The following is a 25,741-nucleotide window of genomic DNA, read 5'->3' as shown; positions in this document are numbered from 1 at the left end:
CCAGCGCGTGATCCGTGGCCACCTCCAATCAGGAATCCCGACCGAAGTGACTGCAACAGCCGCCAAGCAGAACCTCCTTAACCTGGACCGTGAAGGCCTGGAGCGTTTCTTCGTGGAAGCGCTGGACGAAAAGAGTTTCCGCGCGCACCAGGTGATGAAGTGGATCCATCACCGCCACGTCACCGACTTCGATGAGATGACGGACCTGGGCAAGACCCTGCGCGCCAAGCTGCACGAGCTTGCCGAAGTGCACGTGCCGCAGATCCAGTTCGAAAAGCCTTCGGTGGACGGCACCCACAAGTGGCTGCTGGCAATGGATGGCAGCAACGCCATCGAGACCGTTTACATCCCCGACAAGGGCCGCGGCACCCTGTGCGTGTCCTCTCAGGTGGGCTGCGCGCTCAACTGCACCTTCTGCTCCACCGCCACCCAGGGCTTCAACCGCAACCTGTCCACCGCCGAGATCATCGGCCAGGTGTGGGTGGCGGCCAAACACCTGGGCAACGTGCCGCACAAGCAGCGCAGGCTCACCAACGTGGTGATGATGGGCATGGGCGAACCGCTCATGAATTTCGACAACGTGGTGCGGGCCATGAGCGTGATGCGCGACGACCTGGGTTACGGCCTGGCCAACCGGCGCGTCACTTTGTCCACCGCCGGCCTCGTGCCAATGATCGACCGGCTCGGGCAGGAGAGCGACGTCTCGCTGGCGGTATCGCTGCACGCGCCCAACGATGAGCTGCGCACCCAGCTGGTTCCGCTCAACAAGAAGTATCCCGTGGCCGAACTGATGGACGCCTGTGTGCGCTACGCCCAGCGCAAGAAGGGCGAGTCGGTGACGTTCGAGTACACCCTGATGAAGGGCGTGAACGACCAGCCCGAACAGGCCCGCGAGCTGGTGCAGCTGATGCGCGAGTTCGACAACCGGCTGCAGATGAAGGATGCGGCCAAGATCAACCTGATCCCGTTCAACCCGTTCCCCGGTACGCGCTATGAGCGCCCCGACGACGTCGCCGTGCGGCGTTTCCAGAAGCTGCTGAACGACGCTGGCCGGATCGCCCCGGTGCGTCGTCCGCGCGGTGATGATATCGATGCCGCCTGCGGTCAGCTCAAGGGCCAGGTGATGGACCGCACCCGCCGCCAGGCGGACTTCCAGAAGCACCTGGCCGAACAGGAAAAGCGCTGATGGGCGTGCGTGGCGCGCTGCTGCTGGCAGCGGTGGTGGCCCTGGCGGCCACGGCCTGTTCACGCCTCACCTTCGTCAAGCCCAGTGCGGAGCGCGGCCACTACGACCAGGTTGCGCCCGACTACCGTTTCGGCGACTCCGCGGAGAGCCGTCGGCTCTCGCAGGTACACAATCACATAGCAGCGGCTGGGCGCGCCCTGGATGCCGGCCAGATCGACAAGGCGGAGGAGTCGGCACGCGCCGCGCTGAAGATCGATCGCCACGCCCCCCGGGCACTGACCATGATGGCCCTGGTGGAAATGGTCCGCGGCCGCAGCGAAGAGGCCGGGCGCTATTACGCCAGCGCCGCCGAACACGCTCCTGAAAACGGCGCGATCCAGAACAATTACGGTGCGTGGCTGTGCCGGCAGGGTCGGGCAGCCGAGTCGATGGACTATTTCGAGCGGGCGGTAGCCGACCCCGGCTACGCGGCCCGGGCCGATGCCCTGGCCAATGCGGGCGCCTGCGCAGAGACCGCCGGTCGCGGCGATCGCACCGAGGCTTACCTTCGTGCCGCGCTCAAACTCGATCCTGAAAATAGCGTGGCATTGTCAGCGATGGCTGAATACCAGTACCGTAACGGCCGGTACCTGGAAGCGCGGGCTTTCTCGCAGCGGCGGCTGGCAGCAGCACCGGCAACCGGCGAGGCTTTAATGCTTGCGTCACAGATTGAAGAGAGAATGGGCGACAGTGTCGCCGCAGAACGTTATCGTCAGCGGCTGGGAACGGAATTCCCTCACGCGTCGCAGCAGACCCCCGGGGGATAGCAGTCCACATGTCATCCGCAGCGAATGCAGGCGTTCCCCAGCAGGGGTCCGGTCTTCGCCTCAGACAGGCGCGCGAGGCCGCCGGACTGGGTATCGCCGAAGTAGCAGCGCAAATGCACGTTCCCGCGCGTGTTGTGTCATCGCTTGAAGAAGGGCGGTGGGAACACCTGGGTGCGGCTGTGTTCGTCCGTGGCCATCTGCGCAGCTATGCCCGCATCGTCGGCCTTGCCGAGGCTGATCTTCCGGTGGCCGATGAGCTGCCCCCGGTCGCACCGCCCGCACTCCAGCCGCGTACTTTCACGCCGCGCTATCGGCGCATTGCCGAGCAGGCTGCACGGCGCATGGTGTACGTGGTAATCACAGCAACCCTGGTGGTCCCGGTGTGGATGGTGACCCGCGGCCACATGGAGGGTTCGCCCGCCGAAGTCGCTTCGCTGGACCTGGCTCGCGGGCCGTTGGACGAAGGGCAGGGCACTACCGCGCTGAATGACTCCGCCCAGCGGCAACAGCGCCCGCTGGCAGCCTCCATGACCCCCATCCAGACCCGCCGGGCCCAGCCGCCTGCGGCGGTTGAGGGGAGCACGCCCGGGGCACCCGTCCTGACCTTGCGCTTCAACGAAGACAGCTGGGTGGAGATCAGCGGCCGCAACGGTCGCCAGCTGGAGCAGGCACTGCTCCGCGCCGGCGAGGAGCGCAGCTACGCAGCCGGTGAAGTCAGCCGCATCGTGCTTGGCAATGCGGGCGCGGTGGAGGTGATCCGGTTCGGCGATGTTCAGGATATCCAGCCGTTCCAGCGGGCGAACGTGGCGCGCTTTACGGTATCCTCCGACGGTTCGCTCGCTCCGCTGGCCGACTGACGTCGCCCGCAGCGCGGGCGAAGGCCGGCCGGCCACTGGTCGCGGGCCACACATATCCAGATGACAGGAGCTGCCCGCGCTTGCGCGCCGGGTGGGAGAAAGCATGGCAATTGACGATGTTTACGACGATCACGAACAGGGCGAGCGCGTCCGCGACTGGCTCCGGCGCAACAGCCTCGGGCTGGCCGGTGGCATTGCGATCGGACTCGCGCTGATCGGCGGCTGGCAGTGGTGGAACAAGCACCAGCACGGCCAGCGCGTGGCTGAGGGCGAGCGGTATCAGGCGGTGGTGGATGCCATCGCCGCGGGCGATCTGGAGCAGGCCGGCGCGCATGCGGACACGCTGGACTCGGACAGCTATACCATCCTGGCCGCGCTCAGCCTGGCCAAGGCCCAGTTCGAAACCGGAGACGCCGAAGCTGCAATCGCGACGCTGCGCGGGGCCGGCAGTTCCGATCCGGCACTCGAGCCGATCCGCCAGCACCGGCTGGCCCAGCTTCTGATCGAAACCGGGCAGGCCGCCGAAGCCGTCGACCTTCTGGTGGACAGCCAGGATCCGGCTTCGCTGGAAACGCTGGGCGATGCCCAGGTGATCCTGGATCGCCGCGAAGACGCACGCGAGTCCTACCAGGCCGCCCTGCGCAACCTGGACGTGGCAGCGCCGCAGCGCGGGCTGGTCGAACTCAAACTCATCGACGCTGGCGGCAAGCCGGCGCAAGCCGGGGCAATTTGATGAAGTCAGTGAACACAGGCATGGGAACGGCGCTGCTGCGCGGAGCGGTGGTGCTGTCCTGCGCCGTGGCCCTGGCCGGTTGCGGCACGGTCCGCGGCTGGTTTGGCAGTAGTGATGATGAGCCCAGCGCAACCGAACCGATGCCGCTGCAGGATTTCACCCAAAGCGCGTCAGTGCAACGGATCTGGAGCACCGGGGTCGGCAAGGGCGAGCGCCGGATCGGTGCGCGCCAGGGCCCGGCTATCGCCAACGGCCGGGTCTATGCGGCAGCGCTGACCAAAGGCGTGCGCGCCTTGGACCTGCAGAGCGGCAGCACGCTGTGGCATTACGACTCCGATCTCCAGCTCGCCGGTACGCCCGGCGTGGGCGAGGGTCTTGTGGCCGTGGGCAGCCTGGAAGGCAAGGTGGTTGCGCTTGACGCTGAAACCGGCGCAGAGCTCTGGACCGCCCAGCTCGGCAACGAAGTCATCGCACCGCCCGCCATCGGCCAAGGGCTGGTAGTGGTTCGTTCCAACGATGGCCGTATTACCGCGTTCGATGCCCGCAGCGGAGCAGAGCGCTGGTTCTGGGTGCAGGAGCTGCCCTCGCTGACCGTGCGCGGCAATGATGCGCCCACGATCGGTCCCGGATATGTGTTCGTCGGCAATGACGACGGCACCGTGATCGCCCTCAGCATGGCTGATGGCCAGCCGATCTGGGAGCAGCAGGTTGGCATGCCCGACGGACGCACCGAGCTCGAGCGCATGGCCGATATTGATGGCAGCCCCGTGCTCGACAACGTCACCCTGTATGCCAGCAGCTACCGCGGGCAGACGATGGCAATCGACGCACCGTCCGGCCGGCCGCGTTGGGTCAGCGATCGCGGCGGCCCGGGTCGCCTGGGCCAGGGTTTCGACCGGCTGGTGATCGCCGATCGTCATGGCACGGTGTGGGCGCTGGACAAGAACAGCGGCTCCAGCCTGTGGCAGCAGGCGGCACTGGCGCGACGCAACCTGACCTCGGCGGCGATCCATGACAACCACGCCGTGGTAGGCGACTTCGATGGTTACCTGCATTGGCTGCGCATGGACAACGGTGAGCTGGCAGCACGTGTCCGTGCCGGACGCCATCCGATCAAAGGCGCACCGCTGGTCGCCGACGGCATTCTGGTAGTGCAAACGGTCCGCGGCGACCTGAGCGCTTACCGGCTGCAGCACTGATACGACAGGCGCAAACCCCCAATGCTCCCCCTGGTTGCCCTGGTCGGACGCCCCAACGTGGGCAAGTCGACCCTGTTCAACGTACTCACCCGCAGCCGCGACGCGCTGGTCCATGACCAGCCGGGGGTAACCCGCGACCGCAACTACGGTATCTGCCGCCTGGATCCGGAGCGACCTTTCGCCCTGGTCGATACCGGCGGCATCACCGACGAGGAAGAAGGGCTGGCCGGCGCCACCGCGCGCCAGTCCAGGACCGCGGCGGAAGAAGCCGACCTGGTGCTGTTCGTGGTCGATGGCCGCGAAGGCGCTTCCGCGCTGGATGACGAGCTCCTGGACTGGCTGCGCAAGAGCGGCCGCCCGGTGTTGCTGGTGGTCAACAAGACCGACGGCATCGACGCCCGCGTTGCGCAGGCCGAATTTTCGCGCTACGGCTTCAAGGACGTGTTCCCGGTGTCTTCAGCGCACCGGCAGGGTATCGATCCGCTGCTGGCCCAGGTGCTGTCGATGCTACCGGCCGAGGGCGTTGAGCTCGAGGATGATCCGGAGCGCAAGCGGGTGGCCTTCATCGGTCGTCCCAACGTGGGCAAGTCCACCCTGGTCAATCGCCTGCTGGGCGAGGAGCGCATGATCGCTTCCGACGTGCCGGGCACCACCCGCGATTCGATCTCCGCCGAGCTGGAACGTGAGGGCCATAAGTACACTCTGATCGATACCGCGGGCATCCGCCGCAAGGCGCGTGTGGATGAGGTGGTGGAGAAGTTCTCCATCATCAAAACCCTGCAGGCGATCGAGCACTGCCAGGTGGCCGTGGTGATGCTGGACGCCAGCGAGGGCGTCACCGACCAGGACGCCAGCGTGCTGGGCGCAGTGCTGGATGCCGGCCGGGCGCTGGTGATCGCGGTCAACAAATGGGACGGGCTGAGCACCTATCAGCGCGAACAGACGGCAGCGCTGCTCTCGCGCAAGCTGGCTTTCGTGCCGTGGGCGGAATCGGTGCGCATCAGCGCGCTGCACGGATCCGGGCTGAAGGAACTCTTTGCCGCCATCCATCGGGCGCATGCGGCCACCACCCGCCAACTCAGCACTTCGGAAATCAACCTGGCGCTTGAAATTGCCAGTGAAGCGAACCCGCCACCGGCGGGGGGTGGGCATGCGCCCAAGCTCCGCTTCGGTCATCCGGGTGGCATCAGCCCCCCCACCATCGTGATTCATGGCAATCGGCTGCGGACCCTGCCGGACAGCTACAAGCGCTACCTGGAAAACTTCTTCCGCAAGCGCTTCAAGCTTGTGGGCACGCCCGTGCGGTTCTTTTTCAAGGAGGGGGAAAACCCCTACAAGGACCGCAAGAACGTGCTTACCACGCGGCAGGAAGGCAAGAAAAAGCGCATGATCCGACACGTCAAACGCAAGGGCTGAACCATGCAGGCGGCAACGACACTTGGCATTCTGGCTGGTGGGCAGGCCTTGCGTCTGGGTGGTCTGGACAAGGCCTGGTTGCAGCGCGGCGGGATCGCGCAGGTGGAGCGGCTGGCCGCGCGGCTGGCCGACGGTGTCGGAGAGGTCCTGGTCAGCGCCAACCGCAACCACGACGCCTATGCACGCATAGGCCTGGCCACGGTGGCGGATCGGGTGGCCGGCATCGGTCCGCTCGGCGGGTTGGATGCCCTGGCCCGAGCCTGCTCGGGGGAGTGGCTGCTGACCGTGCCGGTGGACGTGGTGAACATCAACGACTGCCTGCTGCGCAGGCTCTTGGCCTGTGGCGACCAGGGCGCGTGGGTGGTGGACGATGACGGCCCGCAGCCGCTGGTTGCGCTGTGGCCGGTTGACCGGCTGCGGCCGGCGCTCGCTACCGCGATCGAATCTGGCCAGCTGGCCGTCCATGCGTTGCAGGCAAAGCTGGGCATGACTGCGCTTCGGCTGGAAGGGGTACGCTTCGGTAATCTCAATACCCCACAGGACCTGGCCGACGCCGGCATTGAAACTGGATGACCGACTTTCCTACCCGTATTTCCTACGCTGAAGCTTCAGCGATTATCAAAGACACTGGTTCCACCCACCGCATGCCGGTTGAGCGCTGCGCGCTGCAGCGGGCCCATGGCAAGGTGCTGGCCGCCGATGTAGTGGCCACGGTGGCCCAGCCGCCGTTCGACAACTCGGCCATGGACGGGTTTGCACTGCGCCACGCCGACCTCGACGCGGAAGGGGAAACCACCTTGCTCCTGGCCGGCGAGCAGTTCGCCGGCACTGCCGGGCAGCCACCAGTGCAGCCGGGCGAGTGCGTGCGGATCACCACTGGCGCGCCGATGCCGCCGGGCGCCGATACGGTGGTCATGAAGGAAAACACCCGGGTGGAAGGCAATTCCGTCCATGTGGTGGTGGCACCGACGGCAGGGCGCAACGTGCGCCACGCTGCCGAGGACACCGCACCCGGTGATCTGCTGCTGCGGGCCGGAGATGTGCTCAGCCCTGCGCGGATCGGCCTGTGCGCCATGCAGGGGCTGGCCGAACTGGAAGTGACCCGCGTGCCCACGGTGGCGGTATTCAGCACCGGTGATGAGCTGATCGAACCGGGCCTGCCACTGGGACCGGGGCAGATCTACAACTCCAACCGCGAACAGCTGATGGGCCTGCTGCGCAACGACGGCCTGGACCCGGTGGCGTGGCCGAACCTCGCCGATGAACCAGCCCAGGTGGAATCTGCGCTGCGCCACGCCGGCCACGCGTTTGACCTGGTGATCACCACCGGCGGCGTCTCCGCCGGCGAGAAGGATTACCTGCCCGCGCTCATGCAGGCCCAGGGCAGGGTGCTGTTCTGGAAGTCCCGGCTCAAGCCCGGCATGCCGGTGCTGCTGGCCGAGGGCGCCAGCCTGGGCCATGCGCTGTTCCTGTGCCTGCCAGGCAACCCGGTGTCGGTGCTGGCCACCTGGCTGGCACTGGGACGGCCACTGGTGGATGCCATGCGCGGCCGGGGACCACGCCAGCGCATGTACGCCCGCCTGGCCACCGATTGGCACAAGCGCAACGAACGGCTGGAGTTCCTGCGCGGGCGGCTGTGCTGCGGCGCAGATGGCGTGCTGACCATCGAGCCCAATCCCGCCGACGGTTCCCACCGGATGCGAGCGGCAGCCGATTCCGATGCGCTGCTGGTCCTGCAGGAAGGCGCGCGCGACTACGCCGCTGGCGAGGTCGTGGAGATCATTCCCTACTGACCGGCTGGCCGGCGTTCCGCGCAGGCACAGGCGGGACGCGGGATAATGCCGACATGGCAATCCACGAAATTCTTCCCCGCGAAGCCCAGCGCCGTGTTTCCCGTGGCGCCAGGCTGATCGACATCCGCGATGACCATGAGCGCGCTGCCGGCATGGCTGAAGGTGCGCTTGGGGTGAGCCGGGCCGAACTGGAGCGGGCCCCCACCGCGCATATTCCGGCACCCGGCGATGAGGTCATCCTGATCTGCCAGATGGGCGGGCGATCCCGCCAGGCGGCCGAGGCGCTCGCCGCGCTTGGCTATGCCAACGTCGATTCGGTCCTCGGCGGCACCGGCCGCTGGCAGGAGGAAGGCCTGCCCATGAGCGGCCCGCGCGCGGACTTCGATGCCGACTTCCACGAGCGCTATTCGCGCCACCTGCTGCTGCCGGAGATCGGCGTGGAAGGCCAGCAGCGGCTGGAAGCGTCGCGCGTGCTCATGCTGGGTGCGGGCGGCCTGGGTTCACCGGCCGCTTTTTACCTCGCTGCGGCGGGCGTTGGAACCCTGCGCATCGCCGATCCGGACGTGGTGGACCGCAGCAACCTGCAGCGCCAGATCCTGCACACCGAGGCCTCGATCGGCACGCCCAAGGTCGCCTCCGCGGCGGCCACGCTGGGCGCGCTCAACCCGCGCACCCGCATCGAGACGGTGCGGGAGCTGGTGACCAGCGACAACGTCGAGTCGCTGCTGGAAGGCATCGACGTGGTGATCGACGGTGCCGACAACTTCCCGGTCCGCTACCTGCTCAACGACGCCTGCGTGAAGCTGCGCAAGCCGCTGGTCTATGGCGCCGTGCACCGCTTTGAAGGTCAGGTGAGCGTGTTCGACGCCGGCCGCCACCGCGGACAGTGCCCGTGCTACCGCTGCCTGTTCCCGGAGCCGCCGCCGCCGGAGTTTGCTCCCAACTGTTCCGAAGCCGGGGTGCTGGGGATCCTGCCGGGGGTGGTGGGACTTCTGGAAGCCACCGAAGCGATCAAGCTGCTGCTGGGCATCGGCGAGCCGCTGCGCGGGCGTCTGCTGCACTTCGATGCCATGGGAATGCGTTTCCGTGAAACCCGGCTCGGACCGGACCCGGAGTGCCCTCTGTGCGCGCCGGGGCGGGAGTTCCCGGGCTATATCGACTACCAGGCTTTCTGTTCCGGCGCGTAGGTACGGCTCCCGTCGGCCACGCAGGGCCGACCTGCTCCGACCCGCGTGTCGGACGCCCCGACGTCCACAACGGTGGCCGGGGCAGCATGCCCACGGCCGCAAAGGCTCAACCCTTGTCCGGGGTGCGCTGCAGGGCCTGGAAAGCTTCCAGTTGCTCCGGTGTCGCCTCGCGCTGGTGCTGCGCCTTCCACTCGCTGAAAGGCATGCCGTAGAAATGATCGCGGGCCGCGCTGCGATCCATCTCGATCCCGTGATCGGCGGCGGCTTCGCCGTACCAGTCGGCCAGGCAGTTTCGGCAGAAGCCGGCCAGGATCATCAGGTCGATGTTCTGCACATCCGGTCGCTGCTGCAGCAGGTGTTCGCGCATACGACGGAACACGGCGGCTTCGATTTCAGTGGTGGTACGGTCTGCTTCGGTCATGTGGGGAATCCCGGTGCTTTCGCCCACGGGATGAAACGGCGAGAATAGGGGCTTCGACTCTATCGCAGCGCACCTCTTTCCGCATGACCGCACGCATCCTCGACGGCAGGGCCATTGCCGACAGCCTGCTCGATTCGCTCCGCCTCAAGGTCGAGGCCCGGCTGGGCGATGGCAAGCCTATTCCCGGCCTGGCCGTGGTGCTGGTGGGCAGTGACCCGGCATCGCAATCCTACGTGCGCAACAAGCGCCGCGCGGCCGAAAAAGTCGGCATCCGCGCGCTTGATTACGACATGCCGGCCGGCACCACCGAGGCCGAGCTGCTGGAATTGATCGACCGTCTGAACGTTGATCCGGAGGTGCACGGGATCCTGGTGCAGCTGCCGCTGCCGGGCATTCCCGACGCCACCCGCCTGATCCACCGCATCGACCCGCGCAAGGACGTGGACGGCTTCCATCCGGAGAACGTCGGTCATCTGGCGCTGCGCCAGTTCGGCCTGCGGCCCTGCACCCCGCGCGGCATCACCACGCTGTTGGCGTGGACCGACCGTCCGGTGCGCGGCCAGAACGCCACCATTGTCGGGGTCAGCAACCACGTGGGTCGGCCCATGGCGCTTGAGCTGCTGATCGCCGGTTGCACTGTCACCTGCTGCCACAAGTTCACCCCGCGGGAGGTCCTGCGCCAGAGCGTCGCCAACGCCGACATCCTGGTGGTGGCTGTGGGCCGCCCGGACCTGGTGCCGGGCGAATGGGTCAAGCCCGGCGGGGTGGTGATCGACGTGGGCATCAACCGGCTGGACGATGGGCGCCTGGTGGGTGACGTTGGATTCGAGGCCGCCGCGCAGCGCGCCAGCTGGATCACGCCCGTGCCGGGTGGGGTAGGGCCGATGACCGTGGCCACCCTGATGCAGAACACGTTGGAAGCGGTAGAGGCCAGTGAGTCGGGTGAGCTGAGCCTGCGCGCTGCCCGATAGGCAGTGTTTCCTCGGACGGTCGCTAGAGTCCGGAATATAGGTCGCGCCTATCGCATTCAGGGGTGTGGCTTTTCTAAGAGGGATTAAACGTTTAGAAAGACGCAAGTCTCTATTGCTCGGCGGCAACGCACTTGACATTTGGAAATCTGGCGTTACGGTTGCTCTTGGGTCCGTTGCCAGGTGTTGCTATCATGGAATCCGGTAGCGAGGAAAATGCCCATAGTGAATGTTGAGTGGCCAAGGAGGGTCGATATGAAGTTCATAAAAGTCGTATTGTTCGCGTTCCTGTTTTTGGTTCTAGACAATTCGTATGCGCAGTCCGGCATAAAAAAAGTGTCTACGGACCCGATTGGGCAGCAAGCCATAATTCAGCTGTCCAATGGCAATCGTGTAGTGGCCGATTACGCTACCGATACACTGTATATCAGTGATAATGCGACGGGTGATGTGGTCGAAGTCGGCTTCTCAGACGCTGTCAGCTCTATTGAGGCTACACCCGCGCACCGTCAGCAGTTGCTCAACGAACTTCGGGCGTCTCTTCGTGACCCCGAGCACCTCATCACAATCGCACCCCCGAGAGTAGCGACAGACACATCCCTTTGGACGCCCCCGTGGGAATGGTGCGGAGACGTGGTATGTATTTCCCCTTTTTCTGATACAGATTTAAGCCTGTCTCATGAAACAAGCGCACTCCAAGGCCACCAATGCGGCGCTCCTCCCCATCCGGATTGCGTGCTTCCTTGTGATTTCGGGCCTTGTCATCCGAATCCTTGGCCTGGCGGCGATGGCAAGCTCTTCTACAGCGGGTTTGGCGCGGGGTGGGAACCGGATGCGGGGGGTGGGACTGTGACCATGCAGGAACTGGTTGCATACGATAAGGATAGATTTGAGGCCGCGCGCCAACAGGCTTGCGGTGCCAAGGTCGAGTATGCAGCGACAACCGCAGCGACGGGAGCAGTGACGGTCGGAAGCTGTATGGCCTGGGAAACGGTCGTTGGTGCTCTTGGGTGTGGCGGTGGTGCAATCCTCTATCTAATCGGATTACACAAGACTAACCAGGCCAACAAGCAGTGCCAAGCTGCCTATCCCGGATTGGGCCGGTGGTGAGATGATCTTCGACGCAACTTCGATCGTTCTCCTGGCCGTTCCGCTTATTGCCGGAATTTTTGCATTCTATGTCGTGCGTCAGCGGCCGCGCTGGAAAAGGCCCTTGGCCTGGATGGGCGCAGGCGTCGTGTTTTTTTTCCTTCTCAAGCTGACGTTGGAGTTTCTTCTGGACATCGCGTAGTACCGGATCCGGCTTTTTAGGCTCCCTCATTAGCAAGACGTCCGACGACGTTGAATATTTCACATGGGCCATGGGGGCTCGATTATTTGCAATTGACGCGCGGCACCGCCCCGCCTGAGCGCGGGGTGGATGCCACTGGCGCACGCAGCCTTCCGGCGCGGTACAATGGCGCGCTTCCCCAGATCCGGACCGCCCATGCTGCGCATCCAGGCCGAAGCGCTCACCTACGACGATGTTTCCCTCGTCCCAGCGCATTCCACCGTCCTGCCCAAGGACGTTCTGCTCACCGCCCGGCTGACCAGGAGCCTGCACCTGAACCTGCCAATCGTGTCCGCCGCCATGGACACGGTGACCGAGGCTCGCCTGGCCATTGCCATGGCCCAGCTCGGCGGCATCGGCATCATGCACAAGAACATGAGCCCCGAGCGCCAGGCCGCGCACGTGCTGCAGGTGAAGAACTTCGAAGCCGGGGTGATCCGCGAGCCGTTCACCGTCAGCCCGCAGACCTCGATCGGCGAGGTGCTCAAACTCACCCGCGCGCGCAACATCTCCGGCGTGCCGGTGGTCGAAGGCGACCAGCTGGTGGGCATCGTCACCGGGCGCGACATGCGCTTCGAGAAGAAGCTCGACGATCCGGTGAAGAACATCATGACCCGCAAGGACAAGCTGGTCACGGTGAACGAGGGCGCCAGCGACGAGGAAGTGATCGAGCTGCTGCACCGCCACCGGATTGAAAAGGTGCTGGTGGTCAACGACCAGTTCCAGCTGCGCGGCCTGATCACCGTCAAGGACATCCAGAAAGCCCAGGACAACCCGAACGCGGCCAAGGACAACTCCGAAAGCTTGCTGGTGGGCGCCGCCGTCGGCGTGGGTGGCGACACCGAAGAACGCATCGAACGCCTGGCCGCTGCCGGCGTGGACGTGATCATCGTCGATACCGCCCACGGCCATTCCCAGGGCGTGCTGGACCGCGTGTCGTGGGCCAAGAAGAACTACCCTCAGCTGCAGGTGGTGGGCGGCAACATCGTCACCGGCGATGCCGCGCTGGCGCTGATGGATGCCGGCGCCGACGCGGTCAAGGTCGGCGTGGGCCCGGGTTCGATCTGCACCACCCGCGTGGTGGCAGGCGTGGGCGTGCCGCAGATCACCGCGATCGACATGGTTGCCGAAGCACTGCAGGACCGTATCCCGCTGATCGCCGATGGCGGCATCCGCTATTCCGGCGATATCGGCAAGGCGCTGGCCGCTGGCGCCTCCACGGTGATGATCGGCGGCCTGTTCGCCGGCACCGAGGAAACCCCCGGCGAGACCGAGCTCTACCAGGGCCGCAGCTACAAGAGCTACCGCGGCATGGGCAGCCTGGCGGCGATGGAAAAGGGCTCCAGCGACCGCTATTTCCAGGAAGCAGCCACAGCCGAAAAGCTGGTGCCGGAAGGCATCGAGGGCCGGGTGCCGTACCGCGGCCCACTGGGCGGCGTGATCCACCAGCTGATTGGCGGCCTGCGCGCCACCATGGGCTACGTTGGCTGTGCCAACATCGAAGAGATGCGCACCAAGCCCCAGTTCGTGAAGATCACTGGCGCGGGCCAGCGCGAAAGCCACGTCCACGACGTGCAGATCACCAAGGAGCCGCCGAACTACCGCATGGGGTGAGGCAGCGGCGACCCCGGTTTTTCAGCTCGCGCCCTCGCGGAGGCAGGCTCCCCGCAGGAGCTCGCCACGCGCGCGAAACCGCGTGACTTCCGCCACTCCCCGTTCAATGACGACATCCGCTCCTCCGGATCACCCCGGCCAACCGATCCCCAGCTCCCAGCACCCCGGTACAAGACCCCGCCAATGACCGACATCCATGCCGACAAGATCCTGATTCTCGATTTCGGAGCGCAGTACACCCAGCTCATCGCCCGCCGGATCCGCGAGATCGGCGTGTACTGCGAAGTCTGGGCATGGGACCACGACCCATCCGAGATCGCCGATTTCGCGCCGAAGGGGATCATCCTTTCCGGCGGCCCGGAATCGACCACGATGGAAGGTTCGCCACGCGCGCCGCAGGAAGTCTTTGACAGCGGCGTGCCGCTGCTGGGGGTGTGCTACGGCATGCAGACCATGGCACGCCAGCTGGGCGGACAGACCGAATCGGCCGACCAGCGCGAATACGGCCACGCCGTGATCGAGCGCCTGGCCCAGGACCAGCTGCTGACCGGACTGGCCGACCATCCCGGCACGCCCGCGCGGCTTGACGTGTGGATGAGCCATGGCGACCACGTGTCGAAGGAACCCCCAGGTTTTGTGGTCACCGCCAGCACCGATCGCGTGCCTGTGGCCGCGTTCGCCAACGACGACAAGCGCTGGTACGGCGTGCAGTTCCACCCGGAAGTCACCCACACCACCCAGGGCCAGGCGATGTTCCGCCGCTTCGTGGTCGACATCTGCGGCTGCCAGACCCTGTGGACCGCGGCCAACATCATCGAGGACCAGATCGGCCAGGTACGCGCCAACGTAGGCAGCGACGAGGTGATCCTGGGCCTGTCCGGCGGCGTCGATTCCTCGGTCGTTGCCGCGCTGCTGCACCAGGCGATTGGCAAGCAGCTCACCTGCGTGTTCGTCGATACCGGCCTGCTGCGCTTCCAGGAGGCCGACCAGGTGATGGCCACCTTCGCCGATCACCTCGGCGTGCGGGTGATCAAGGTGGACGCAGCCGACCGGTTCTTTGGCGCACTGGCCGGGGTCAGCGACCCGGAAGCCAAGCGCAAGATCATCGGCAACCTGTTCATCGAGATCTTCGAGGAACAGGCCGGCAAGCTGAAGAACGCCCGCTGGCTGGCGCAGGGCACCATCTATCCCGACGTGATCGAATCGGCCGGCAGCCGCACCGGCAAGGCCCACATGATCAAAAGCCACCACAACGTGGGCGGCCTGCCGGAACACATGAACCTGGGCCTGGTGGAGCCGCTGCGCGAGCTGTTCAAGGACGAGGTGCGCCGCCTGGGCGTGGCGCTCGGCCTGCCCGAGAAGATGGTCAACCGCCACCCGTTCCCCGGACCGGGCCTTGGCGTCCGCATCCTCGGTGAGGTGAAGCGCGAGTACGCCGAACTGCTGGCCCGCGCCGATGCGATCTTCATCGAGGAACTGTTCCGCGCCGGTCTGTACGACAAGACCAGCCAGGCGTTTGCCGTGTTCCTGCCGATCAAGTCGGTGGGCGTGGTGGGCGATGCACGCGCCTACGAATGGGTGATCGCCCTGCGCGCGGTGGAGACAGTGGACTTCATGACCGCCCGCTGGGCGCACCTCCCGCATGAGTTTCTGGGACGCGTCTCAAACCGCATTATCAATGAGTTACGGGGCGTTTCTCGCGTTGTTTATGACATCAGTGGGAAGCCGCCGGCCACGATTGAGTGGGAGTGATGACGAAACCGCCGGCGCGGAGCCGCTGGTTTTCGCAACCGCAATGACACATTCTTACCTAATCCTCATCGATGCGGATAGGGTATGAAAATGAACGCGACAACCACTCTTTCCAGCAAATACCAGATTTCCATCCCGAAGGCCGTGCGGGAAGAGCAGAACTGGAAAGCCGGGCAGGAATTTGTGTTCATCCCAAAGGGCAAGGGTGTTCTGCTCATACCGGTGCCCGAGCTGGAACAATTGGCCGGAATTGCCAAGGGCGCCCGTACTGACGGATACCGCGACCGCGAGGATCGCTGCTGATGGCGGCGGCGCTGCGCTTGGTCGACACCTCGGCCTGGATCGAGTGGCTGGTCGGCAGCGCACTGGGCAAGCGCCTGGGTAAGCAGATTCCGGACAAGCAGGAATGCATCGTACCGACGATTGTCCAGCTCGAACTCTCGAAATGGCTAGCGCGTGAACTCGGCGATGACCAAGCCGATCAGATGATCGCTTATACCCAGAAGTGTGTCGTGGTGCCTCTGGATACGTCTATCGCTCTGCTCGCGGCGCACCTCACCGTGAGCACAAATTGGCCACCGCCGATGCCATCGTTTACGCAACAGCCCGGCACGAGGGGGCGGAGCTGCTCACCTGTGATGGCCATTTCCAGGGATTGCCCGACGTGGCATTGTTCGCCAAGACCGCTTGAGGATACGCACAGCACCGATGCGCCATGAGCGGACAGTCGCAGGCCGCAGCGGCTCGCGGGTTGTAGGGAGTCACTCTCAGGGGAAGGGCCTGATCAACTGCTCCGGCAAGTCCTACAACGAAGCCTATGGCTCGGCCTGCCGACCCGATTGAGCCGCAGGCTCAGAACGCCCAGCTCAACACCAGCGCCACGCGTCCATCCGCCAGGCGTGCATCACCCACGGATTCCGCCACCAGCTCGCTGTAGCTGGAGGTATCGCTGTACTGCAGGCGGGCGTTGATCGGCCCGAAGTCACGGTCAAGGCCCACCAGCCAGTCGCTGTAACTGTCTCCGGCCGCATCATCCAGGTCGTAATGGCCGGCCTGCAGGCCCAGGGTGAGGCCGGTGTCGCCCAGCGGGAAGTCGGCGCCGGCGTAGTAATACCAGCCCTTGCCGCCGAGGTTGAAGATGTCGGGCGAGTAGGCCACACCGACGTTGTAGTACCCGGCGAATGCCAGGTTGGCCTCGATTTCGGTGTAGTCGATGTCGTAATCGGGGCCGTTGTGGCCGGGGTAGGCCACACGCGAGATGAACACGTCCAGCTCCGTGCCGGCACCCAGCTCGCCGGCCCAGCCGAGATAGGCACTGACTTCGTAATCCATCCCGTCATCGGGATCGCCGAAATCCACGTTCGAGCCGGCGGCTCCCAGGTAGAACCCGCTGGCATGTTCAACCATCAGGTCCAGCTGCAGCGCCGGATCTTCCATGGTCTGCGAGACGCCGCGCCAGACATAGTCGCTGGCGGCGACCACTTCGCCGCCGAACGACCAGGCGGAATCCCCGTCGGCCTGCTGGGCGTGGGCGGGCAGGGCGGCAACGGCAAAAGCCGCCGTCAACGCAACGCAGATCGTGGACTTCATCATTTCCTGGACTCCAGCCCCGGAGGGGCAAACCGGGCGACAATATACGCCAGCGGCCCCTGCGTAAATTCGCGTTGACAGGGCAGGGGTACGCTCCCACCATGCCTGCCCCCGAAATTTCCCCGGAGAACGCCGTGTCCCTGCGCTTTGGACCCCTTGCCTGCGCCCTGATCCTCTCCGCCTGCGGTGGCAGCCAGCCCGGTGCCGATGGTTCCGGCACAACCGGTGGCGCCGAGGAAAAGGTCCTCAACGTCTACAACTGGTCGGACTATGTGGCCGCGGATACGATCGCCAACTTCGAGGCGGCGACCGGCATCAAGGTCAATTACGACGTGTACGCCGAGAACGAGACCCTGGAAACCAAGCTGGTGGCCGGAGGCTCGGGCTATGACGTGGTCTTTCCTTCGGCGCGCCCGTTCGCGCAGCGCCAGATCCGCACCGGCCTGTATGCGCCGCTGGACAGGTCGCAGCTGCCGAATCTCAGGCATCTGGACCCGGACATCATGGAGGGGCTGACCGACATCGACGAGGGCAACGCCCATGTGGTGCCCTATATGTGGGGAACGACGGGCCTTGGCATCAACGTTGGGAAGGTGACCGCCGCGCTGGGTGCGGATGCGCCGCTGGACTCCTGGAGCCTGCTGTTTGATCCGGCCAACGCGGCGAGGCTGGCCTCCTGCGGCATCCATGTACTGGATGATGACCAGGAAGCCTTCAGCGCGGCGCTGATCTGGCTCGGTCGAGATCCCAATGCCGGTTCCGCCGACGAGATCGACGCGGTCAGGGAGGCCTATGCTGGCATCCGTCCGCATATCCGCACTTTCAACAACGCTGAATACAAGGACGCGCTGGCCAACGGCGACGCCTGCCTGGTGATGGGCTATTCGGGCGATATCGGCCAGGCCCGCGACGTGGCCACCGAGGCCGCCGAAGCCACCGGCCGCGCCGCGCCCGACATTCGTTATGTGATCCCGAAGGAGGGGGCGGTGCGCTGGATGGACGTGATCGCGATTCCCAAGGACGCCCGCCACCCCGGCAACGCCCACGCGTTCGTGAACTATCTGATGGAGCCGGAAGTGATCGCCGCCATCACCGACCACGTGGCCTATGCCAACGCCAACCTGGCGGCCACGGAGCTGATTGATCCTGACATCGCCGCTGATGTGGGTGTTTATCCGCCTGAGGATGTGCGCGAGCGGCTGGTGGATCCGGTCTCACTTCCCGATGACGTGCAGCGCCAGCGCGTGCGCGCCTGGACCGGCATCAAGAGCGGCCGCTAGGCAATGTCGGTTCCAGCGCGCAGCGTGATTGCCGAACCCTGGCGCGATCCGGGTGCACAGCCTTTCGTCCGCATCGAGGGCGTCACCCGGGTGTTCGGCCAGACCTACGCCTGCGATGACATCTCGCTGGATATCTACCGCGGCGAGTTCTTCGCGCTGCTCGGCGGCTCGGGCTCCGGAAAAAGCACGCTGCTGCGGATCCTGGCCGGGCTGGAACAGCCCGACCAGGGACGGATCCTGATCGACGGCCTGGACGTGACCAACCTGCCGCCGTACCAGCGGCCGGTGAACATGATGTTCCAGAGCTATGCGCTGTTTCCGCACATGACCGTGGCGCAGAACATTGCCTTCGGCCTGCGCCAGGACCGCATGCCGTCCGGTGAGATCCGCGACCGGGTGCAGGAGATGCTGGAGCTGGTGCGCATGCCCCAGCTTGGCAACCGCAAGCCGCACCAGCTCTCCGGCGGCCAGCGCCAGCGCGTGGCCCTGGCCCGGGCGCTGGCCAAACAGCCCAAGCTGCTGCTGCTCGACGAGCCGCTGGGCGCACTGGACAAGCGCCTGCGCGAGCACACCCAGTTCGAACTGGTGAACATCCAGGAGCGCGTCGGCACCACCTTCATCATGGTCACCCATGACCAGGAAGAGGCGATGACCATGTCGTCGCGAATCGCAGTGATGGATACCGGGCGCATCGTGCAGGTGTCCACGCCGGCGATGCTGTACGAGTACCCGGCCACGCGCTTCGTGGCCGAGTTCATCGGCGGCATCAACATCTTCGAGGGCCGGGTGCTGGGCATGGACGAGGCGTCCGGCCAGGTGCGGATCCAGTGTGATGCGCTGGATGCAGAACTGCTGGCCCGCCATACCGACCCGCTGCCCGAAGGCACGGCGGTGAGTGTCGCGGTGCGGCCGGAAAAAGTGGACGTGCACGAGACCGAGCCGCAGCGCGGCACCGCCGCCACCGAGAACGTGGTGGTGGGCAAGGTGCGTGACATCGCCTATCTGGGCGACGTATCCATCTACCGGGTGGAGACGGAAGCCGGCGCCATCGTGCGGGTGCAGGAAACCCACGTGGCGCGCAGCTCGGAGCCGCATTACGACTGGGATGACACGCTGTGGCTGTCCTGGGAGGCGGCCAGCGCGGTGGTGCTGGCCACATGAGCAGCCGGGGGCGCAACGCCGGCCTGTGGGACTTCTGGTTCGACGTGGTGCGCAACCTGTTCGGCTGGTTCCGCGCGGTCGGGCAGGAGTTCCGCACCCGCCGCGGCCGCTTCCTGGTGACCGCGCTGCCGATGCTGTGGCTGGGGCTGTTTTTCCTGGTCCCGTTCCTGATCGTGCTGAAGATCAGCTTCGCCCAGGCCGTGTTCGGGCAGGCGCCGCCGTACACCGCCTTGATCGAGCACACCGCCGACGGGGCGGCCTCGCTGCGGTTCCACGTCTCCAACTACGCGATGCTGCTGTCCGATCCGCTGTATGTATCGGCCTACGTGAAATCGCTGCTGTTCGCGTCCGTGTCCACGGTGTTCTGCCTGCTGCTGGGCTACCCGATCGCCTATGGCATCGCCCGCGCACGCCCGACGGTGCGGATGCTGCTGCTGGTGCTGGTGATCCTGCCATTCTGGACCAGCTCTCTGCTGCGCACCTATGCGCTGATCGGCATCCTCAAGACCAATGGGTTGCTGGCCCAGGCGCTGTCGGCGCTGGGCCTGGTGGGCCCTGATTTCGCGCTGCTGCATACCGATATCGCGGTGTATATCGGCATCGTCTACAACTATCTGCCGTTCATGATCCTGCCGCTGACCGCGACGCTGATGCGGCTGGACTTCACCCTGCTGGAAGCCGCGGAGGATCTGGGCTCCCGGCCGTGGCAGGCGTTCCTGCGGGTCACGCTGCCGCTGTCGATGCCGGGCATCATCGCCGGCGCGCTGCTGGTGTTCATCCCGGCGGTGGGCGAGTTCGTGATCCCCGACATCCTCGGCGGGCCGGATGCGCTGACCATCGGCCGGGTGCTGTGGATCGAGTTCTTCACCAACCGCGACTGGCCGCTGGCGGCCGCGGTGACCATCGCCATGCTGGTGCTGATCGTGCTGCCAACGCTGCTGTTCGAGTACTTCGAGAACCGGCGCAACGAGCGGGAGGCCGAGGCATGAGGCGCAACCCGACGCTGCTGTACACGGCCATGGTGGCGGGATACGCGTTCCTGTACATCCCGATCATTTCGGTGATCGTGTATTCGTTCAACGCGTCGCGGGTGTCCACGGTGTGGGGCGGGTTTTCCACCCGCTGGTATGTGGAACTGCTCGGCAACCAGCAGCTGCTGGATGCAGTGCAGCGCAGCTTCCTGATCGCCGCGTTGACCGCCAGCGCGGCGGTGATGCTGGGCACGGCCTGCGGGCTGGCGCTGTCGCGCTTCGGCAGGTTTCCCGGCCGCGGTCTGCTGAGCCTGATGAACTCGGCGCCGATGGTGATGCCCGATGTGATGATGGGCCTGTCCTCGCTGCTGCTGTTCGTGACCCTGCAGCAGGCGTTCGGCTGGCCTGACCGGGGCATGGTCACCATCACCCTGGCGCACATCACGCTCACCGCCTGCTACGTGACCGTGGTGGTGCGATCGCGCATGGCCGGCATGGACGACAGCCTGGAAGAAGCCGCCATGGACCTGGGCGCCAAACCCTGGCGGGTGTTCTTCGTGATCACCCTGCCGTTGATCTCGCCCGCGCTGCTGGCGGGCTGGCTGCTGGCGTTCACCCTGTCGCTGGATGACCTGGTGATTGCCAGCTTCACCTCGGGCCCGGGCTCCAGCACCTTGCCGATGGTGGTGTATTCCAAGGTAAAGATGGGCGTGACGCCCGAGATCAATGCCCTGGCCACGATCATCGTGGTGCTGGTGGCACTGGGCGTCTGCCTGGCCGGGATCCTGATGCATCGGCGCACCCCGGCGGATACCTAGGGCGGGGCGCTCGGAGCGGAACGGTAGAATGCGGCCATGCAGCCCGAAGCACCTTTGATCGCTGACAGTGATGCCGATGGGCCGGACCAGGTCTGGATGCGTCGCGCCCTGGCCTTGGCCGAGCACGCCGAACGCGAGTTCGATGAGATCCCGGTCGGTGCGCTGCTGCTGGGGCCGGACGGAGATGTGCTGGGCGAGGGTTGGAACCGCAACATCACCGATCACGATCCCACCGGCCACGCGGAGATCATCGCCATGCGCCAGGCGGGCAGGGCGCTGGGCAATCACCGCCTGCTCGGCTGCACCCTGTACGTGACCCTGGAGCCCTGCGCCATGTGCGCGATGGCCATGGTGCATGCGCGCATTGCGCGTGTCGTTTATGCAGCCCCGGATCCCAAGACCGGCGCGGCCGGCGGGGTGTTCAACCTGCTGGAGGATCCCCGCCACAACCACCGCGTTGAGGTGGTGCGCGGGGTGCTGGCCGAAGAAGCGGGCCGGCGGCTGACCAATTATTTCCGGCGCAAGCGGGGCAAGGCGCCGCTCTGAAAACGGCAGGGGCCGGCGCCATCGCTGCGCTATCATGACCGGCTAACCCAGCCGGACCCGCGTATGAATATTGTCTCCCCAGATGCTGCTGAAACCCGCCTGATCTGGCTCGACCTGGAAATGACCGGGCTGGACCCGCGGCGTGATTCCATCCTGGAGATCGCCACGGTGGTGACCGATTCGCAGCTGGAGATCCTGGCGGAAGGCCCGGTGTTCGCCATCGGCCATGATTCGGCAGTACTGGAGGCGATGGACGACTGGAACCGCAACCAGCACGGTGGTTCCGGCCTCTGGCGCCGGGTGCTGGAAGAAGGAGTGCGGATGGATGAAGCCGAAGAGCAGACCCTGGCCTTCCTGCGCGAATGGGTGCCAGCCGGGGTGTCTCCCATGTGCGGCAACTCGATCTGCCAGGACCGGCGATTCCTGTACCGCCGGATGCCGCAGCTGGAGCGCTATTTCCATTACCGCAACCTCGACGTGAGTACGCTCAAGGAACTTGCCCGCCGCTGGGCACCGGAGGTGTTTGCCGGGGTGAAAAAGAACGCCGCCCACACCGCACTGAGCGATGTGCACGATTCAATTGCGGAACTGCGTCACTACCGCAAGCACATGGCGCAATTGGCCGGCACCTCGTAGGAGCGCGCCACGCGCGCGAAACCGCGTGACGCATCGCCATGGAATGCGGTTTTGGCGGGAACGTCCATTCCATCCGGCCCTTCGCGGCATGGACATGATTCACGCGGTTTCGCGCGCATGGCGCGCTCCTACCGGGGGGTATCCATCCGGCGGCGGGGATTACCGGTGGGGCGGTGCTTTGGGGCGGTCGGCCTGGGGCAGGGGCGCGCCTTGGGGATCGTGGTGGAACACGCGCACGTCGCGCGGCGCCGAGCCGGGATTCATGCCCATCTCCTGCAGGCGGCTGCGCACGCCCAGCAACAGGTCGCTGCGTGTGCTGCCCAGCTCGTAGGACTTGGCCCAGGCGAACAACGTCAGCTCCACGCCGTTCTCGCCCAGCTGATTGAACACCACTGCAGGCGCTGGATCGTCCAGCACGCCGGGGTGTGCACCGGCGAGCTCCAGCAGCGCGTCGCGCGCCTGCTCCGGGTCGTCCCGGTAATCGAGCAGCAGGGGAATCTCGAAGCGGCGCCGGGGATAGGCGGTGAAATTGACAATCGCTGCGGTGGTGATGCTGCTGTTGGGCAGCACCACCACCCGGTTGTCCGCCGTGCGCAGGCGGGTCTGGAACACGCGGATGTGTTCCACCGTGCCTTCCTGGCCAGCCACCTGGACCACATCACCTTCGCGGAAAGGACGCAGCACCACCAGCATGATCCCGGCGGCGATGTTGGACAGCGAGTCCTTCATCGCCAGCGCGATCGCCAGGCCGGCGGCGCCCAGCACCGCCACGATGGAAGCCACCGGCACCCCGAACTGCTGCAGGGCGGCAACCACCGCCACCACCAGCATGGCGGCGTACGACAGATAGCGCAGGAAGCTGGAGACCGTGCTTTCCGCGCCGATGCGCTTGAGCACCAGCTCCAGACGCTGGCTCAGCCGGCGTGCCAGCCAGACGCCTACCAGCAGGATCAGGGCCGCCCCGAGCAGTTTCAGGCTGGTTTGTTCCAGCCAGTGCAGGTAGCGGCCCCAATCGATTGCCATTGCCGGCTCCGGTCAGCCCGCTTTGGACTTGGCCAGCCGCAGCCAGGTGTCCACCACGGTGTCCGGGTTCAACGAGACCGATTCGATCCCTTCGTCCATCAGCCACTGGGCCAGGTCCGGATGGTCGCTCGGACCCTGGCCACAGATGCCCACGTACTTGCCGCGGGCGCGGGCGGCCTTGATAGCCATCGACAGCAGCTTCTTCACCGCCGGATCGCGCTCGTCGAACAGGCCGGCCACGATCGAGGAGTCGCGGTCCAGGCCCAGGGTGAGCTGGGTCAGGTCGTTGGAGCCGATGGAGAAGCCATCGAAGATGTCGAGGAACTCGTCGGCCATCAGGGCATTGGAGGGCACTTCGCACATCATGATGATCTTCAGGTCGTTCTCGCCCTTGCGCAGGCCGTTTTCGGCCAGCACCTCGATCACGCGGCGACCTTCATCCAGGGTGCGCACGAACGGGATCATCACCCACAGGTTGTCCAGGCCCATCTCCTCGCGCACGCGCAGCACGGCCTGGCACTCCAGGGCGAAGGCGTCGGAGAAGGACGGGTCGACATAGCGGCTGGCGCCGCGGAAGCCGATCATGGGGTTCTCTTCCTCGGGCTCGTAGCGCTGCCCGCCGATCAGATTGGCGTACTCGTTGGACTTGAAGTCCGACATGCGCACGATCACCGGGTTCGGCGCCACCGAAGCGGTGAGGGTGGCAATGCCTTCAGCCAGGCGGTCGACGTAGAACGACACCGGATCGGCATAGCCGGCCGTGCGTTCATCGATCTGGCGCTTGATGGCCGCGTCCTGCTGGTCGTATTCCAGCAGCGCCTTGGGATGCACACCAATGTGGCTGGCGATGATCATCTCCAGCCGCGCCAGGCCGATGCCGGCGTTGGGCAGCTGGCCAAAGTCGAATGCGCGCTCCGGGTTAGCCACGTTCATCATGATCTTCAGCGGCGCCTCGGGCATGGCATCCAGATCGGTGGTGATGCGTTCGAAGGGCAGGGCACCGTCGTAGATGAAACCGGTGTCGCCCTCCGCGCAGCTGATGGTTACTTCCTGCCCGTCCTGGATCAGCTCCAGCGCGTTGCCGGTGCCAACCACCGCCGGCACACCCAGCTCGCGGGCGATGATGGCCGCGTGGCAGGTGCGGCCGCCGCGGTTGGTCACGATCGCCGCCGAGCGCTTCATCACCGGCTCCCAGTCGGGGTCGGTCATGTCGGCGACCAGCACATCGCCGGGCTGCACCTTGTGCATGTCGTCGATGCTGCGGATCACCCGTGCGGTACCGCTGCCGATGCGCTGGCCGATGGCGCGGCCTTCAGCCACCACCTTGCCGCGTTCGCCGAGCTGATAGCGCTCCATCTGGGTGGCCTTGGCGCGCGACTTCACCGTTTCCGGGCGCGCCTGAAGGATGTACAGCCGGCCGGTCACGCCGTCCTTGCCCCATTCGATATCCATCGGGCGGTCGTAGTGTTCTTCGATGGTCAGTGCCTGGCGGGCCAGCTCGTGCACATCCTCGTCGGTGATCGAGAATTTCGAGCGCAGTTCGGCCGGGGTGTCCTCGGTGCGCACGCGCTCGCCCGGGACATCGGAATACACCATGCGCAGCTGCTTGCTACCCAGAGAACGGCGTAGGATCGCCGGCTTGTCCTTCTTCAGGGTGGGCTTGTAGACGTAGAACTCGTCCGGGTTCACCGCGCCCTGGACCACCATTTCACCCAGGCCATAGCTGGCGGTGATGAACACCACGTCGCGGAAGCCGGACTCGGTGTCCAGGGTGAACAGCACCCCGGATGCGCCGGATTCCGAGCGCACCATCAGCTGCACGCCGGCAGACAGGGACACTTCCTCGTGCTTGAAACCATGGTGCACGCGGTAGGCGATCGCCCGGTCGTTGTAGAGGCTGGCGAAGACTTCCTTGACCTTGAGCACCACGTCATCGGCGCCAGTCACGTTCAGGAAGGTTTCCTGCTGGCCGGCGAAGCTGGCGTCGGGCAGGTCTTCGGCGGTCGCCGAAGACCGCACCGCCACCGCCACGTCGCCGCCGCCGTTGTCGGCGCACAGCTTCGCGTAGGCCTCGCGGATATCGCGGTCCAGCTCGGGCTGCAGCGGCGCGTCCACCACCCAGCCGCGGATTTCCCGGCCGGCCTCGGTCAACGCCTGCACGTCTTCCACATCCAGCGCACTGAGTCGGTCGAAGATCCGCTGGTACAGGGTGTTGTGGGCGATGAATGCCTGGAATGCATCGGCAGTGGTAGCAAATCCGCCCGGTACGGTCACCCCCAGCTGGGACAGGTTGCCGATCATCTCGCCCAGCGAGGAATTCTTGCCGCCCACCTGGGCCAGGTCATTCAGCCGCAGGTCTTGCAGCCAGAGGGTATTGGCGCTCAAAGCGATGCTCCGGGAGGAATTTGGAAGTGGGATGCCGGGCACGGTCCGGCGGAAACCGCGCTATTTTAG

General features: G+C 65.7%; 26 protein-coding genes. 22 read left to right on the top strand and 4 right to left on the bottom strand.

Annotation, left to right across the window (positions count from 1 at the left end):
• The first annotated feature begins 7 nt into the window (after positions 1–7).
• From rlmN to moeB, 9 genes are all read left to right on the top strand, one after another.
• A complete protein-coding gene (gene rlmN / locus ACW7G3_RS02970) occupies positions 8–1,186 on the top strand; it encodes a 23S rRNA (adenine(2503)-C(2))-methyltransferase RlmN (RefSeq protein WP_456972296.1) in 1,179 nt (392 codons plus the stop codon).
• On the top strand, positions 1,186–1,992 hold the full coding sequence (gene pilW, locus ACW7G3_RS02965) for a type IV pilus biogenesis/stability protein PilW (RefSeq protein WP_456972294.1): 807 nt from the start codon (positions 1,186–1,188) through the stop codon (positions 1,990–1,992). The genes rlmN and pilW overlap by 1 nt, the downstream gene beginning before the upstream one ends.
• An 8-nt stretch (positions 1,993–2,000) precedes the next feature.
• On the top strand, positions 2,001–2,849 hold the full coding sequence (locus ACW7G3_RS02960) for a helix-turn-helix domain-containing protein (protein WP_456972292.1): 849 nt from the start codon (positions 2,001–2,003) through the stop codon (positions 2,847–2,849).
• Between the two features lie 103 nt (positions 2,850–2,952).
• Entirely contained in the window at positions 2,953–3,582 is a 630-nt protein-coding gene (locus ACW7G3_RS02955; protein WP_456972290.1) for a YfgM family protein, read from the top strand.
• On the top strand, positions 3,582–4,781 hold the full coding sequence (gene bamB / locus ACW7G3_RS02950; RefSeq protein ID WP_456972288.1) for an outer membrane protein assembly factor BamB: 1,200 nt from the start codon (positions 3,582–3,584) through the stop codon (positions 4,779–4,781). The genes ACW7G3_RS02955 and bamB overlap by 1 nt, the downstream gene beginning before the upstream one ends.
• Before the next feature lie 21 nt (positions 4,782–4,802).
• Positions 4,803–6,197, top strand: a complete 1,395-nt coding sequence (gene der / locus ACW7G3_RS02945) for a ribosome biogenesis GTPase Der (RefSeq protein ID WP_456980974.1) — start codon at positions 4,803–4,805, stop codon at positions 6,195–6,197.
• A gap of 3 nt (positions 6,198–6,200) precedes the next feature.
• A complete protein-coding gene (gene mobA, locus ACW7G3_RS02940; protein ID WP_456980973.1) occupies positions 6,201–6,770 on the top strand; it encodes a molybdenum cofactor guanylyltransferase in 570 nt (189 codons plus the stop codon).
• Positions 6,767–7,990 (top strand): molybdopterin molybdotransferase MoeA, encoded by a 1,224-nt coding sequence (locus tag ACW7G3_RS02935; protein ID WP_456980972.1) that lies wholly within the window; start codon positions 6,767–6,769, stop codon positions 7,988–7,990. Before mobA ends, ACW7G3_RS02935 begins: the two co-directional genes overlap by 4 nt.
• Before the next feature lie 53 nt (positions 7,991–8,043).
• The gene (gene moeB, locus ACW7G3_RS02930; protein WP_456980971.1) at positions 8,044–9,177 is read left to right on the top strand and encodes a molybdopterin-synthase adenylyltransferase MoeB; all 1,134 of its coding nucleotides are present in this window, start codon (positions 8,044–8,046) and stop codon (positions 9,175–9,177) included.
• A gap of 106 nt (positions 9,178–9,283) precedes the next feature.
• Here moeB and ACW7G3_RS02925 read toward each other — a convergent pair whose 3' ends face one another.
• Complete coding sequence (locus ACW7G3_RS02925) at positions 9,284–9,598, bottom strand: DUF1244 domain-containing protein (protein ID WP_456980970.1); 315 nt, start codon at positions 9,596–9,598, stop codon at positions 9,284–9,286.
• Between the two features lie 83 nt (positions 9,599–9,681).
• Here ACW7G3_RS02925 and folD point away from each other — a divergent pair, with 83 nt between their 5' ends.
• The 7 genes from folD (at position 9,682) to ACW7G3_RS02890 (ending at position 15,981) form a co-directional block, all read left to right on the top strand.
• Positions 9,682–10,569, top strand: coding sequence for a bifunctional methylenetetrahydrofolate dehydrogenase/methenyltetrahydrofolate cyclohydrolase FolD (gene folD / locus ACW7G3_RS02920; protein ID WP_456980969.1), 888 nt, complete (start codon positions 9,682–9,684; stop codon positions 10,567–10,569).
• A gap of 252 nt (positions 10,570–10,821) precedes the next feature.
• On the top strand, positions 10,822–11,676 hold the full coding sequence (locus tag ACW7G3_RS02915; RefSeq protein WP_456980968.1) for a hypothetical protein: 855 nt from the start codon (positions 10,822–10,824) through the stop codon (positions 11,674–11,676).
• 1 nt (position 11,677) lies between these two features.
• A complete protein-coding gene (locus tag ACW7G3_RS02910) occupies positions 11,678–11,857 on the top strand; it encodes a hypothetical protein (protein WP_456980967.1) in 180 nt (59 codons plus the stop codon).
• Between the two features lie 195 nt (positions 11,858–12,052).
• Positions 12,053–13,510 (top strand): IMP dehydrogenase, encoded by a 1,458-nt coding sequence (gene guaB, locus ACW7G3_RS02905; RefSeq protein ID WP_456980966.1) that lies wholly within the window; start codon positions 12,053–12,055, stop codon positions 13,508–13,510.
• Between the two features lie 183 nt (positions 13,511–13,693).
• Positions 13,694–15,262, top strand: coding sequence for a glutamine-hydrolyzing GMP synthase (gene guaA / locus ACW7G3_RS02900; RefSeq protein ID WP_456980965.1), 1,569 nt, complete (start codon positions 13,694–13,696; stop codon positions 15,260–15,262).
• Positions 15,263–15,352: 90 nt separating this feature from the next.
• Complete coding sequence (locus ACW7G3_RS02895) at positions 15,353–15,565, top strand: AbrB/MazE/SpoVT family DNA-binding domain-containing protein (protein ID WP_456980964.1); 213 nt, start codon at positions 15,353–15,355, stop codon at positions 15,563–15,565.
• Positions 15,565–15,981 (top strand): PIN domain-containing protein, encoded by a 417-nt coding sequence (locus ACW7G3_RS02890; protein ID WP_456980963.1) that lies wholly within the window; start codon positions 15,565–15,567, stop codon positions 15,979–15,981. The genes ACW7G3_RS02895 and ACW7G3_RS02890 overlap by 1 nt, the downstream gene beginning before the upstream one ends.
• Before the next feature lie 133 nt (positions 15,982–16,114).
• On the opposite strand, the gene ACW7G3_RS02885 is transcribed toward ACW7G3_RS02890, so the two are convergent.
• Positions 16,115–16,855, bottom strand: coding sequence for a TorF family putative porin (locus ACW7G3_RS02885; RefSeq protein WP_456980962.1), 741 nt, complete (start codon positions 16,853–16,855; stop codon positions 16,115–16,117).
• Positions 16,856–16,953: 98 nt separating this feature from the next.
• On the opposite strand from ACW7G3_RS02885, the gene ACW7G3_RS02880 reads away from it, so the two are divergent.
• From ACW7G3_RS02880 to orn, 6 genes are all read left to right on the top strand, one after another.
• Entirely contained in the window at positions 16,954–18,132 is a 1,179-nt protein-coding gene (locus ACW7G3_RS02880; protein WP_456980961.1) for a polyamine ABC transporter substrate-binding protein, read from the top strand.
• A gap of 3 nt (positions 18,133–18,135) precedes the next feature.
• The gene (locus ACW7G3_RS02875; RefSeq protein ID WP_456980960.1) at positions 18,136–19,293 is read left to right on the top strand and encodes an ABC transporter ATP-binding protein; all 1,158 of its coding nucleotides are present in this window, start codon (positions 18,136–18,138) and stop codon (positions 19,291–19,293) included.
• On the top strand, positions 19,290–20,282 hold the full coding sequence (locus ACW7G3_RS02870; RefSeq protein ID WP_456980959.1) for an ABC transporter permease subunit: 993 nt from the start codon (positions 19,290–19,292) through the stop codon (positions 20,280–20,282). The genes ACW7G3_RS02875 and ACW7G3_RS02870 overlap by 4 nt, the downstream gene beginning before the upstream one ends.
• Positions 20,279–21,082: an ABC transporter permease subunit gene (locus ACW7G3_RS02865; protein ID WP_456980958.1), complete on the top strand. Its 804-nt coding sequence runs from the start codon at positions 20,279–20,281 to the stop codon at positions 21,080–21,082. The genes ACW7G3_RS02870 and ACW7G3_RS02865 overlap by 4 nt, the downstream gene beginning before the upstream one ends.
• 36 nt (positions 21,083–21,118) lie before the next feature.
• The gene (tadA, locus tag ACW7G3_RS02860) at positions 21,119–21,628 is read left to right on the top strand and encodes a tRNA adenosine(34) deaminase TadA (RefSeq protein WP_456980957.1); all 510 of its coding nucleotides are present in this window, start codon (positions 21,119–21,121) and stop codon (positions 21,626–21,628) included.
• 69 nt (positions 21,629–21,697) lie between these two features.
• Entirely contained in the window at positions 21,698–22,264 is a 567-nt protein-coding gene (gene orn / locus ACW7G3_RS02855) for an oligoribonuclease (protein ID WP_456981149.1), read from the top strand.
• A gap of 159 nt (positions 22,265–22,423) precedes the next feature.
• On the opposite strand, the gene ACW7G3_RS02850 is transcribed toward orn, so the two are convergent.
• Complete coding sequence (locus ACW7G3_RS02850) at positions 22,424–23,287, bottom strand: mechanosensitive ion channel family protein (RefSeq protein ID WP_456980956.1); 864 nt, start codon at positions 23,285–23,287, stop codon at positions 22,424–22,426.
• 12 nt (positions 23,288–23,299) lie between these two features.
• Positions 23,300–25,672 carry a phosphoenolpyruvate synthase gene (gene ppsA / locus ACW7G3_RS02845; protein ID WP_456980955.1) on the bottom strand — a complete coding sequence of 791 codons (2,373 nt, stop codon included), beginning with the start codon at positions 25,670–25,672 and terminating at the stop codon, positions 23,300–23,302.
• Between the last annotated feature and the right edge of the window lie 69 nt (positions 25,673–25,741).

This window comes from Luteimonas sp. A478, assembly GCF_054052025.1.
This window is presented reverse-complemented; position numbering and strand designations above follow the sequence as displayed.